This is a genomic window from Brevibacillus sp. NRRL NRS-603 (genome assembly GCF_003013445.1).
Taxonomy (GTDB): domain Bacteria; phylum Bacillota; class Bacilli; order Brevibacillales; family Brevibacillaceae; genus Brevibacillus; species Brevibacillus formosus.
This window is the reverse complement of sequence record NZ_PXZN01000012.1, coordinates 97,156-109,365: the sequence shown is the minus strand read 5'-3', so window position 1 is coordinate 109,365 and position 12,210 is coordinate 97,156. Positions and strand designations below refer to the sequence as shown.

Sequence of the window (12,210 nt, the reverse complement as noted above, 5' to 3'; positions counted from 1 at the left end):
AAGAAGAATGAATACCTACTGACAATTTTTGCTTTTCTAGTCCATGCTGAACAGGGTAAAAGTATTACGACCTTCCAAAAGACCGGAACATTTGCTTCAAAATGCTGTTCTTGGTATAGTGAAATCCGCGATAACAAACCAGCGGGAGGTGCGTCAGATGCCTTATTACAAGCCGATTGAGATCGCTCGCGAGCTGCATATTAGCACGAGTGCTTTACGCCATTATGAATCATGGGGAGTCGTCCCTGCTCCTGATCGTGCAGACAATGGTTATCGCCTGTATACAGAGATCCATCTTGCCTATTTTCGTTGCCTGCGCGCCATGTTCCCCGGCTTCGGAGTCGCCGTCACCTGTGAAGTCCTTCGATCGATTCAAAAAGCGGATATGGATGCTGCCTTTTGGCTCGTGAATAAAGAACAGGCCAACCTCCAGCAAGAGAAGGTCGCAGCTGACCAAACACTCGAACTATTGGAAAACCTCGACGTCTCCTTGCCCCCAAACAAAAAGTGGCGAAACCGCATGACAATTGGTGAAGTCGCTGCTTACACAGGAGTCACAACGTCTGCGATTCGCCATTGGGAAAAAGAAGGCTTGCTCTTACTTCCACGTGATCCTGAGAATGGCTACCGCCAATTCACCTCCATGGATATACGAAAGATTTTGCTTATCCGCACATTGCGCAATACGGTGTATTTTTTAACGAACATGAAAGAAATTGTACAAGCAGTAGAAAATCAAAGTATTGAGCAGGCCAAAAAAGTGACGGCGGATGCGATCAGAAGCATTCACGATCGCAATCGCCACCAGATGTACGGAGTTAGGCGGTTGGTTGAATTGTGTGAGGTGTTGAAGCTCGTTTAACAACGGGCAATAAAAAAGGACGAGCTATGATCGCTCATCCTCTGTTGTATCTTCTATTTCTTTTCTACGGCATGTCCGCCAAATTCATTGCGCAAGGCTGCGACAACTTTTCCGTGGAACGTATCCTCGTCCAACGAACGGTAACGCATCAGCAAGGACATCGCAATCACAGGTGTGGCTGCCTGTAAATCCAGTGCGGTTTCCAGCGTCCATTTTCCTTCCCCGGAAGAATGCATGACCCCACGGATTTCATCAAGCTTGGCGTCTTTCCGAAAAGCTCGCTCTGTCAAGTCCATCAGCCAGCCCCGAATGACGGAACCATTTGCCCACACGCGTGCGACCTCGGCAAAATCGTAGTTATACTGGCTTTTCGCAAGCACCTCAAAGCCTTCCCCAATCGCCTGCATCATGCCGTATTCGATCCCGTTATGAATCATTTTCAAGAAGTGGCCGCTGCCCGCTTCTCCAGCGTACAAATATCCGTTCTCGACGTTAATGTCGCGGATCATCGGCTCGATATGAGTGAATGCTTCCCGATCTCCACCAATCATCATGCATGCTCCGTGGCGCGCTCCCTCCATGCCTCCGCTCGTACCTGCATCCATGAAGTGAATGCCTTTTTCTTTTAAGCGTGCATAGCGATCTAATGATTGCTTGTAGTGAGAGTTGCCACCGTCTATGACGATATCCCCTGCGTCAAGCAAGATAGAAAGTTGATCAACCAGTTGATCCACAATTTCTCCTGCCGGTACCATCAGCCATACTACGCGAGGTGTCGGCAGCTTCGCTACAGCGTCTTCCACCGAAATGGCTGGAATCGCGCCTTCATGACTCAACTCTTCTGCACGCGTAGAATCTACATCATAGGCTACGACTTCATGCTGATGCGAAAGCAAATTAAGCGTGAGATTGTACCCCATTTTTCCTAATCCGAGGATCGCTAGCTTCATATCGTGTACGTCACTCCTTTTTGGATCATATCCGTTACCACGTATTATAAGACAAAAATTTTCATCTTTCATCAAAAATGAAGAAAATTTTTTCGAACCTATGAAAAGGAGTCTGATTTTCCTTATACTATCAGTACAGAGTCACAATGGAACGTTAGGAGGTACTTATTGATGAACGCTTCCACCCCGCATGCTCCTCGTGTGCTCACGCAATTACGTGCCATCTATACACAATTAAGCGGGAAAGAACAACAGATCGCCGATTATATTTTGGAGCATGCCAGCGAAATTATTCACTTCTCTATCACGGAGCTAGCCGATCAATGCCAGTGTGCAGATGCTACCGTATTTCGTCTGTGTCGGAGGCTTGGATTTCGCGGCTACCAAGCATTCAAGATCGCCTTGGCTAGTGAAGTCACGAATCCTAAGCAAACGATTCACCAAGAAATCAATCTCGACGACGATGACGTCAGTGCGATTGCTGAAAAAATTTTCACAGCGAATATCGAGACGATTCGGGACACACAGCAAATTATCAATAAAGATGAGTTAATGAAAATCGTCTCCTGTTTGGAAAACGCTAGCCGAATCGAGTTTTATGGCTCGGGAGGATCGGCCGTCATCGCCCAGGATGCATACCACAAGTTTATGCGTACAGGTATTCCCTGTCTCTATCATTCTGATGCTCACTATCAAGTGATGTCCGCCTCTCTACTTACTGAAGGTGCTGTCGTCGTAGGCATCTCGCATTCTGGGTCCAATAAAGATATTTTGGCAGCCCTGCAGGTTGCCAAGGAAGCCGGAGCAAAAACAATCGGCATCACGAGCTATGGAAAATCTCCTCTCGTGCGTCTGGCAGACATGTGCTTGTACACGACTTCGCGCGAAACGGTATTTCGTACAGAAGCCCTGTCGTCCAGGCTTGCTCAGCTCAGCTTAATTGATCTGCTCTATGTAGCTGTATCCTTACGGCGGCAGAATGATACGATCGCCAATATCCAGCACATTCGCGAAGCCATCTCACTTAAACGCCTGTAGAACAGGCGTTTTTTCTTTTTGCTCGCCTCCTCTTGCAACTTGCGGGTGAAAAATGCAAATCATACAGACATCGCGTGAAGTGTTCAATTACGAAATAATTTTTTTCTTACTGCTTAACAAATGAAAAAAATTTCGATATAATCTCGTTATCTCCATGACAACACGTTGAAAGCGTATTCAATTAGGGGTGACTTCTATGACGCAATCCTACTTTATCGGGCTTGATATCGGGACAACCAGTACCAAAGCAATTGTTTTCACTCCTTCCGGTGCCATCCGTGGTACGGGTAATATCGATTATCAGCTACTCGTTCCCCAGCCGTCTTGGGCTGAGCAAGAGCCGGAGACGATTTTTGCTGCTGTCATCCAGGCTTTGAAACAAGCACTGGAGCATGCAGGCATTGTAAAAAGCGAGATCGGTGGTATTGGCTTCTCTACTGCCATGCACAGTCTGATCGCTGTCGACCCGAGTGGCAATCCCCTGACGAACAGCATCATCTGGGCTGACAATCGGAGCGTGGCACAAGCAGATCGACTAAAAGCAGACGGTGTCGGTCATCAGATTTACTTAACGACAGGCACACCTATCCATCCCATGTCTCCACTGCCCAAAATCATGTGGCTACGGGAGAACTTGCCAGATACGTTTCGCCGGGCAGCCAAGTTTATTTCGATCAAGGAATATGTCATTTATCGGCTATTTGGTGAGTATATCGTCGATTACTCCATAGCTTCAGCTACAGGGCTGTTTAATCTCAGAAAGCTCGACTGGGATGAGGAGGCGCTGCGAGTCGCAGGCATTTCCAAGCAACATCTCAGTGAGCCTGTACCGACTACTCATATCCTGCGGGGAATGAAGATTCGTTATGCGGAAGAGATTGGGATCGATCCAGATACACCTTTCGTAGTCGGGGCCAGCGATGGGGTTTTGGCAAACCTCGGCATCGGAGCCATTGACCCCGGACAAGTAGCCATCACCATTGGCACGAGTGGCGCTGTTAGAACCGTCGTGCCAGAGCCGATCACCGATCCAAAAGGACGGACTTTCTGCTACGTGCTGACGGAAAACCACTGGGTGATTGGCGGACCCTCAAACAACGGCGGGATCATGCTTCGGTGGTTCCGTGACGAATTCAGTTGGCCCGAAGTGGAAAAAGCAAAACAACTCGGCGTTGATCCCTATGAAGTCATGATTCAAGCTGCTGAGCATGTTCGAGCTGGTGCAGACGGGTTGCTCTTTCTCCCCTTCTTGTCGGGTGAACGAGCTCCGTATTGGAACGCACAAGCAAGAGGCTCCTTCTTCGGTATCGGCCTGCATCATAAGCGCGAGCATTTTATCCGAGCTGTTCTCGAAGGAATCTTGTTTAGCGTCTACAGCATCGGTATCGCCCTGCGCGATCTGGCAGGTGGAGCCACGGAAATCCGTGCATCAGGTGGATTCGCCCGCTCGCGGGAATGGCGGCAGATTATGTCCGATATGTTCGGGTATGAAGTGCTGATTCCGGAGAGTCATGAAAGCTCGAGCTTTGGTGCCGCTCTTTTGGCGATGCATGCATTGGGAGCGATGGATCATTTGCATGATGTGAAAAAGATGATTCATATTTCGCATCGCCACGAGCCTGATTTGGAACGATCCAGTGTCTATTTGGAGCTTTTCTATATATACGAGCGTGTTTATTACAACCTGCTGGAAGAGTACAAGCTGATAGCCGAATTCCAAAAGCGGTTGAACAACTAGAGACAACAACTAGGGAGGGTTCATCATGCCACTCGTCATTACACTGCTGTCCATCGTCTTCCTGCTCGTTCTCATTACTCGCTTCAAACTGAACCCATTTATCGCACTGTTATTGGCCGCTGGTTTTGTGGGAATCGCATCCGGCATGCCGCTTGTAAAAGTTGTGGATTCAATTAAGGATGGGATGGGTGGCACTCTCGGTTTTATCGCGATCGTGCTAGCCTTGGGAACCATGCTTGGCAAAATGATGGCAGAATCTGGCGGAGCCGAACGCATTGCCCGTACGCTTATCAACCGCTTTGGTGAGAATAACGTACACTGGGCCATGATGTTCGTGGCGTTTATCGTAGGGATTCCGGTATTTTTCCAGGTTGGTTTTGTACTCTTGATTCCACTCGTGTTTACGATTGCCAGACAAACAGGGGTCTCCCTTGTCAAAATCGGAATTCCGCTCGTAGCCGGCCTTTCCATCGTTCACGGGATCGTCCCGCCACACCCTGCTGCTATGGCCGCTGTCGATCTGTTCCAGGCGGATGTCGGTAAAACGATTCTGCTCTCCATCATTGTCGCACTGCCTTCCGCAATCATTGCAGGACCGATCTACGGCAGTTGGATTAGCAAACGAGTCAAGGCCAGCATCTCTCCAGAGCTCGCTTCCCAGCTGGCGGAACCAAAATCCGAGCGTGATTTGCCCAGCTTTGGGATCACTGTCTTCACCGTCTTGCTCCCTGTGCTGTTGATGTTGTCTGCAACGGTTGCGGATGTGACTCTGCCAAAAGAACATACGATTCGCCAATGGGCTGATTTTATCGGAAGCCCGATTACGTCTCTGCTGATTGCCGTGATTGTTTCCTTCTGGACGCTCGGGTTCAACCGTGGTTTTACGAAAGACGATATTCTCAAATTCACAAATGATTGCTTGGCACCAACCGCGACAATCTTGCTCGTCATCGGCGCAGGCGGCGCATTTAACAAAGTACTGCTGAACAGCGGTGTGGGTGACTATATTGCCGAGCTCGCTACGGCATCTGCGATCTCCCCTATTTTCCTGGGCTGGCTGATCGCGGCCTTGATCCGTGTGGCAACAGGCTCCGCGACCGTCTCCATGATGACGGCTGCCGGTATCGTAGGTCCGATCGCGTTGCAAATCCCTGGAACGAGTCCGGAGCTTTTGGTCCTGGCAACAGGTTCTGGCTCCCTGATCCTGTCTCATGTAAACGATTCCGGGTTCTGGCTGATCAAGGAATACTTCAATATGTCTGTACAAGATACGCTTAAAACATGGACAGTGATGGAGACCATTCTTTCTGTTGTGGCAATCATTTTGATCATGGGACTGTCCTATATCGTGTAACACAAAATGAAAAACAGGTCTTTCCATCCATATCACTGGAGGTAAGACCTGTTTTTCATTTGGCTGGGTAACTTGCTACTTCATTCGTTTGGCAATCGGATGGTCTTCATTCAGCTCCAGCAAATCCCACAGGTTGCCATATAAATCCTGAAAGACCGCCACCATTCCATACGGCTGTTCTTTTGGCTCTCTCACAAATTGGATTCCTCTTGCGACCATCTCATGATAATCTCTCCAAAAATCGTCTGTGTTTAAAAAGAGAAAAACCCTCCCGCCAGCCTGATTCCCGATGAATAACTCTTGCTCAGGTTTGGATGCTTTTGCAAGCAAGATCGTAGTTCCAACCGAACCAGGCGGAGATACGACAACCCACCGCTTATCCTGTTCTGGCTGATACGTATCTTCCACTAAGGTAAAGTTGAGCTTTTTCGTGTAAAACTCAATCGCTTCATCATAATCTTTGACGACTAAAGCGATATGAACGATGGATTGAATCATGATCTCAATACCTCCAGACTTCAAGGTTATTTTTGGAATGAAATAAATGGTTTGGGGCAACCTATGCCTTGGGGCTGCACGTTTGATATAGCAGAGCTTCCCAACACTAATCGAGGGAGTGACAATCTTGGCTACTGACAACGAACGCAATGACAACAATGCTGTTGACAACGTAGAAGCAAACCTGACAGGCAATGGAGCTGCTGAAGCTGTAGGAACAGTTGGCGGTGCGGCAGTAGGTGCTGCTGTAGGTTCTATTTTAGGCCCGCTCGGCACCATTGCAGGCGCTGTTGCCGGGGGTGCACTTGGCAACGAAATGGGAGAAAATGTGGCGGCTGATGGCAATGACACATGGGATGTTGCGAATAATGTTATGAATAACGTTGTGAATAATGATGCCGATAGAGACCGCACAGAATAAAACAAGCTTCTTCTATGTTTGAAAAAACAGGGTGCAGGGGCAAACCTGCACCTCTTTTCCATTAACTGATGTAGAAAATGAGTCCTTTCCCTTGCGCTACTGCTCTCTTGAAAAATGCTTGAATGAACTGAAAATGATGATACATGTACGCGAAAAATCCTTCCGCTTCATCTTCCTCATGAAGTGGGTATACATCATTTTCCAACAAGGTAGGAAAATGATATTTTTCTTTTAGATCTGACTCCGTCATATCGGCAATAGCCTCATACGCTATTTTTACCTGGTCACTATGTAAATAGAATGCGCCAAACTCCCCGAATTCAGCTGCTTGCTCGGTTAATAATGGTACCACGTAGCAAAAAGGCGGCTCTCCATCCATCAGTTCTCCGCACAATGTAAAGGGAATGGCTTGCCAGGTTTTATCTATATCCAGCATATCCTCTTCTTTTAGCTCTACCTCATATAAATCGATCGTCCCTGCAATCCATGAATCGATCATCTCGTCATTTGCTATCATGTAATTGCCGCACATGCCCACTGCGATCCCTCCTCCACCTTTGAAAATGTTCTTTTTTCGAGTTACTCATCATCATAGCAAAGTTTCTTCCACTTCCCAATCCCCTACCGCGTCGCATTGGTTACCAAAAGAAAAAAAGCCGACGACTCACAAAATAAGTCATCGGCCATCTCCTTATTTCCCCACTGAAACAAAGGATTGCTCGGGCGCTTTCTTTTTCGGTGCTTTGGCATCGCCTTTCTTCTGGCTCATTTCAAAAGCTGCCAATATCGCCTCTTGGCGCTTCATACCGGATTTCTCCAACTCCTCCATCGTGGAGACGATTTGCTTGTAATCTTTTGGAATGACTTTGACAAACTGTTGGACGGTACGTTCCCATTCATTGAGCAAAGCTTTTGCATGACGGCTGCCTGTGTGGCTGACGTGGTTTTCCAGCAAGCGTTTGACTCGAGTAATCTCCCGTTGATCTTCCAATGTCTCCAGGAGTACCATCTCCTGATTGCACATCGCAGCAAACTTCTCTTTATCCTCAGCCAGAACGTAGGCAGTACCACCCGACATGCCTGCTGCAAAGTTTTTTCCTACGGGGCCGAGAACCACAACGCGTCCCCCAGTCATATACTCGCAGCCATGGTCGCCTACTCCTTCAACCACTGCAGTCACGCCGCTGTTGCGAACGCAGAATCGCTCACCAGCCATCCCGTTGATATACGCCTCTCCGGAGGTCGCTCCGTAGAACGCAACGTTTCCGATAATCATGTTGTCCTCGGGAGCGAATTTGCTTTTTTTCGATGGTGCGACCGATATTTTACCGCCCGATAACCCTTTTCCTACGTAGTCATTTGCATCTCCCTCGAGATGAAGCGTGATCCCTCGTGGAACAAATGCCCCGAAGCTTTGACCTGCCGAGCCAGTAAAATGCAGGCGGATGGTATCCTCCGGCAGGCCGTGCTCGCCAAAACGTTTGGTTACCTCGCTGCCCAAAATCGTACCGACCACTCGATTCGTATTGGTGATGGTGAGCTTTGCCTCTACCTGCTGCTGTTTATTCAATGCTGGCTTGCACAGCTTGAGCAGTTTTTGACGATCCAGCGTTTCTTCCAGCTTGTGATCTTGGTTGCGCTGATGATAGCGGCCCACATCCTCGGAGACATCCGGCTGGAACAAGAGCGCGGACAAATCAATGTGCTTGGCTTTCCAGTGTTCTTTTGCCGTATCACTCATCTTCAGCACATGGCTTTGACCGACCATCGACTCGATGGAGTGATAGCCCAGCTCCGCCATGATCTCACGAACTTCACGGGCAACGAGACGCATGAAATTCACAGCGTGCTGCGGATCGCCTTTAAACCGTTTGCGCAGCTCGGGATTTTGTGTCGCCACTCCCACTGGGCATGTATCGAGGTGGCATACGCGAGCCATGACACACCCTATCGAAACAAGTGGTGCCGTAGCGAAGCCGAATTCCTCCGCACCGAGTAGAGCTGCAATGACGACATCGCGTCCCGTCATCAGTTTGCCGTCTGTTTCCAGAACCACACGGTCGCGCAATTGGTTGAGCAAGAGCGTCTGATGTGTCTCAGCAAGACCGAGTTCCCATGGCAGTCCTGCGTGCTTGATGCTTGATTTGGGGGAAGCGCCAGTGCCGCCATCGTGTCCACTTACCACAATGACATCCGCAAGACCTTTTGCCACACCAGCCGCAATCGTTCCAACTCCCGCCTTGGAAACGAGCTTCACGCTGATTCGTGCACGCGGATTCGCATTTTTCAAGTCAAAAATCAGCTGTGCCAAATCCTCGATCGAATAAATATCGTGATGAGGCGGCGGTGAAATGAGTCCAACTCCTGGTGTCGATCCACGTACTTCGGCAATCCACGGATAGACCTTGCTTCCTGGCAATTGACCGCCTTCGCCTGGCTTTGCCCCTTGTGCCATCTTGATCTGGATTTCAGAGGCATTGACCAAGTAATGACTGGATACGCCAAAGCGTCCGGATGCGACCTGCTTAATGGCACTGCGTCGCAAATCTCCGTTTTCATCCATGATGTAGCGTGCCGAATCTTCGCCGCCTTCCCCGCTGTTGCTTTTCGCACCCAAGCGGTTCATGGCGATTGCTAAGGTCTCATGCGCTTCCTTGCTGAGAGAGCCGTATGACATCGCCCCTGTTTTAAAACGATGAACAATGGAGTCAACAGATTCTACCTCGCTCAGTGGGATCGGCTGTCGATTCGACTTGAAATCGAGCAAATGCCGCAGGGCTACGAATTGCTGTGCCGTCGCTTGCTCCGTATAGATTTTGTACTGCTCATAGCTGCCTTCCCGGCAAGCTTTTTGCAGGGCATGAACCGTCTTCGGATTGAACAGGTGGAACTCACCATCACGGCGGAACTGAAAATCGCTGCCTGCCTCCAATGCTTCCTCGGAATGCTCTGGCAAAAATGCTTTCGCATGGCGAATCAAAGTCTCTTGCGCAATCACATCCAGTCCGATACCGGAAATCTGAGAAGGCGTACGGCTAAAATAGCGATCGATGACAGCGGAATGAATGCCCACCGCTTCAAAAATTTGTGCGCCACGGTAGCTCTGGATGGTTGAAATGCCCATCTTGGACATGACCTTTACGACACCTTCTATTGCTGTTTGCAGGTACACTTCGACTGCTTCGTCGCTTGTGGTATCCTTCAGCTTAGCCGATACAACCAATTGATTCACAGTTGAGATGGCGACGTATGGGTTGATGGCGTCGGCACCGTAACCAATCAGCATAGCAAATTGGTGCACATCCCGTGGTTCACCAGATTCTATGATGATGCTCGCTTTGGTACGTGTACCTGCACGGACGAGATGATGGTGAAGTCCACTTCCAGCCAGCAAGGCAGGCATTGCAGCCAAATCCTGATTCATTCCTCGATCAGATAAAATCAGCAAGGTGTAGCCCGCAGCAATCGCTTCATCCGCCGCAGCGAACAATTGATCAAGTGCCAGCTCTAGACCCTGCTCGCCCCCTTGGGCCGGGAAGAGTATCGACAATGTTTTTGCCTTGAACTCTTGGTATGGGTTCGCACGAAGCTTCGCCAGCTCTTGATTGGAGATCAACGGATTGGACAAACGAATTCTGCGGCAATTGCTCGCATCTGGTGCAAGCAGGTTTCCTTCCGCGCCAAGCACAGTATGGGTCGATGTTACGCAGGCCTCCCGCAGCGCATCTATCGGCGGATTCGTGACCTGAGCGAAGGACTGTTTGAAGTAGTGGTACAAGAGCTGTGCTCGATCGGACAGTACCGCGAGAGGAGTATCTACGCCCATCGAACCAATGGGATCTTTTTGTTCTGCCACCATCGGGGCAAGTATCTTGTCGACTTCCTCCTGTGTATAGCCAAACGCTTTTTGGTACGCAAGCAAGCTATCTCCTTGCAGCTCCTCCATGCGACCTGCTGCCGGCAAATCCTCGATAGCATGCAGGTTGTTTTTCACCCACTGCTGATATGGCTGTTCGCTTGCGATCTTTTGCTTGATTTCCTCGTCTGATACGATTCTGCCTTCCTCTAGGTCAACGAGCAGCATCCGTCCAGGACTAAGCCGGCCTTTCTGAACAATCGTTTCATCTGGTACTTCGAGAACGCCAACCTCCGATGAGAAAATAATAGTATCATCAGACGTCACATAGTATCTCGCCGGTCGCAATCCGTTTCGGTCGAGAATCGCGCCGATGTGTCTGCCATCCGTAAAAGAAATAGCTGTTGGGCCATCCCACGGCTCCATGAGGCAGCTATGGTACTCGTAAAAAGCTTTCTTATTTTCGTCGATTCGCTCATCCTGATCCCACGGTTCAGGAATCATCATCATCGCAACATGCGGCAATGAGCGGCCTGCCAACGAGAAAAACTCCACGCAGTTGTCCAAAATCGCTGAATCACTGCCCGCCATATCAATAACTGGCACCACTTTTGCCAAATCAGCACCAAACACCTCAGACTGGAACATTTTTTCACGAGCCATCATCCAGTTCATGTTTCCTTGCAAGGTGTTGATTTCCCCGTTGTGAATCAAATAACGATTTGGATGTGCCCTCTCCCATGTAGGGAATGTGTTCGTGCTGAAACGCGAGTGAACGACGGAGAAGGTAGAAGTGTAAGAATCATCTTGCAAATCAAGGTAAAAAGCATCCAGCTGTCCTGGTGTGAGCAAGCCTTTATAGACAATCGTACGCGAAGACATGGAAGCGGCGTAAAAATCAGCACCTGCTGCCCGCTCCACCTGCTTGCGAATGACGTACAGCTTTCGTTCAAATGCCATTTGGTCCTGTATATTCGAGCTGGCTCCGATGAATACTTGGCGGACATAAGGCTGACTCGCTACAGCCGTTTTCCCGATTTTCGTCGCATCGACAGGAACCGTTCTCCAGCCGAGCAGCTTTTGTCCCTCTGCTGCTACAATCGCCTCCAGCAGAGCTTCATACTTTTGCCGTTTCGCTTCATCCATCGGAAGAAACAGCATACCTACACCGTATTTTCCTGGCACCGGCAACGTGATATTCAGCTCTTTACAGGTCTTTTTGAAAAAGGCATGTGGAATTTGCGTTAAAATCCCTGCACCGTCTCCCGTTTCCGGATCACTGCCTTGACCGCCGCGGTGTTCCAGTTGGCACAGAATTTTCAGACCTTTTCGGACCATATCGTGCGTCGATTTGGATTTCAAATTTGCAATAAAACCAATTCCGCAAGCGTCATGTTCGAAAATCGGATCGTACAGACCTTGCTTAGCAGGCATTCCTTGTGTCGTCATGTATCTCCACTCTCCTTGCTCTCTCTGGTATGTACATTTTAGAT

Annotated in this window: 9 protein-coding genes; 5 read left to right on the top strand and 4 right to left on the bottom strand. The window is 49.2% G+C overall.

Features of this window, described 5'->3' with window-relative positions:
- Positions 1-157: 157 nt before the first annotated feature.
- On the top strand, positions 158-862 hold the full coding sequence (locus C7R94_RS08135) for a MerR family transcriptional regulator (protein ID WP_106779821.1): 705 nt from the start codon (positions 158-160) through the stop codon (positions 860-862).
- Positions 863-915: 53 nt separating this feature from the next.
- On the opposite strand, the gene gnd is transcribed toward C7R94_RS08135, so the two are convergent.
- Complete coding sequence (gene gnd, locus C7R94_RS08130; RefSeq protein ID WP_106779818.1) at positions 916-1,812, bottom strand: phosphogluconate dehydrogenase (NAD(+)-dependent, decarboxylating); 897 nt, start codon at positions 1,810-1,812, stop codon at positions 916-918.
- Positions 1,813-1,983: 171 nt separating this feature from the next.
- Between gnd and C7R94_RS08125 the strand changes: the two genes are divergently transcribed.
- From C7R94_RS08125 to C7R94_RS08115, 3 genes are all read left to right on the top strand, one after another.
- The gene (locus tag C7R94_RS08125) at positions 1,984-2,850 is read left to right on the top strand and encodes a MurR/RpiR family transcriptional regulator (RefSeq protein WP_106779815.1); all 867 of its coding nucleotides are present in this window, start codon (positions 1,984-1,986) and stop codon (positions 2,848-2,850) included.
- 196 nt (positions 2,851-3,046) lie between these two features.
- Positions 3,047-4,588 carry a gluconokinase gene (gntK, locus tag C7R94_RS08120; RefSeq protein WP_106779813.1) on the top strand — a complete coding sequence of 514 codons (1,542 nt, stop codon included), beginning with the start codon at positions 3,047-3,049 and terminating at the stop codon, positions 4,586-4,588.
- Between the two features lie 25 nt (positions 4,589-4,613).
- Positions 4,614-5,942 (top strand): GntP family permease, encoded by a 1,329-nt coding sequence (locus C7R94_RS08115; protein ID WP_047069238.1) that lies wholly within the window; start codon positions 4,614-4,616, stop codon positions 5,940-5,942.
- A gap of 75 nt (positions 5,943-6,017) precedes the next feature.
- Here C7R94_RS08115 and C7R94_RS08110 read toward each other — a convergent pair whose 3' ends face one another.
- A complete protein-coding gene (locus C7R94_RS08110; protein WP_047069237.1) occupies positions 6,018-6,440 on the bottom strand; it encodes a VOC family protein in 423 nt (140 codons plus the stop codon).
- 118 nt (positions 6,441-6,558) lie between these two features.
- Here C7R94_RS08110 and C7R94_RS08105 point away from each other — a divergent pair, with 118 nt between their 5' ends.
- Positions 6,559-6,861, top strand: a complete 303-nt coding sequence (locus C7R94_RS08105; protein WP_369834987.1) for a glycine zipper domain-containing protein — start codon at positions 6,559-6,561, stop codon at positions 6,859-6,861.
- A 61-nt stretch (positions 6,862-6,922) separates the two neighbouring features.
- Here C7R94_RS08105 and C7R94_RS08100 read toward each other — a convergent pair whose 3' ends face one another.
- Both C7R94_RS08100 and gltB read right to left on the bottom strand, forming a co-directional pair.
- Positions 6,923-7,393, bottom strand: coding sequence for a YfbM family protein (locus C7R94_RS08100; protein ID WP_233220525.1), 471 nt, complete (start codon positions 7,391-7,393; stop codon positions 6,923-6,925).
- 159 nt (positions 7,394-7,552) lie between these two features.
- Complete coding sequence (gltB, locus tag C7R94_RS08095; protein ID WP_106779808.1) at positions 7,553-12,166, bottom strand: glutamate synthase large subunit; 4,614 nt, start codon at positions 12,164-12,166, stop codon at positions 7,553-7,555.
- Positions 12,167-12,210 lie beyond the last annotated feature (44 nt).

Coding starts and splice junctions, on each gene's coding strand:
- C7R94_RS08135 (WP_106779821.1), top strand. CDS start 158: ATGCCTTATTACAAGCCGATTGAGATCGCTCGCGAGCTGCATATTAGC.
- gnd (WP_106779818.1), bottom strand. CDS start 1,812: ATGAAGCTAGCGATCCTCGGATTAGGAAAAATGGGGTACAATCTCACG.
- C7R94_RS08125 (WP_106779815.1), top strand. CDS start 1,984: ATGAACGCTTCCACCCCGCATGCTCCTCGTGTGCTCACGCAATTACGT.
- gntK (WP_106779813.1), top strand. CDS start 3,047: ATGACGCAATCCTACTTTATCGGGCTTGATATCGGGACAACCAGTACC.
- C7R94_RS08115 (WP_047069238.1), top strand. CDS start 4,614: ATGCCACTCGTCATTACACTGCTGTCCATCGTCTTCCTGCTCGTTCTC.
- C7R94_RS08110 (WP_047069237.1), bottom strand. CDS start 6,440: ATGATTCAATCCATCGTTCATATCGCTTTAGTCGTCAAAGATTATGAT.
- C7R94_RS08100 (WP_233220525.1), bottom strand. CDS start 7,393: ATGTGCGGCAATTACATGATAGCAAATGACGAGATGATCGATTCATGG.
- gltB (WP_106779808.1), bottom strand. CDS start 12,166: ATGACGACACAAGGAATGCCTGCTAAGCAAGGTCTGTACGATCCGATT.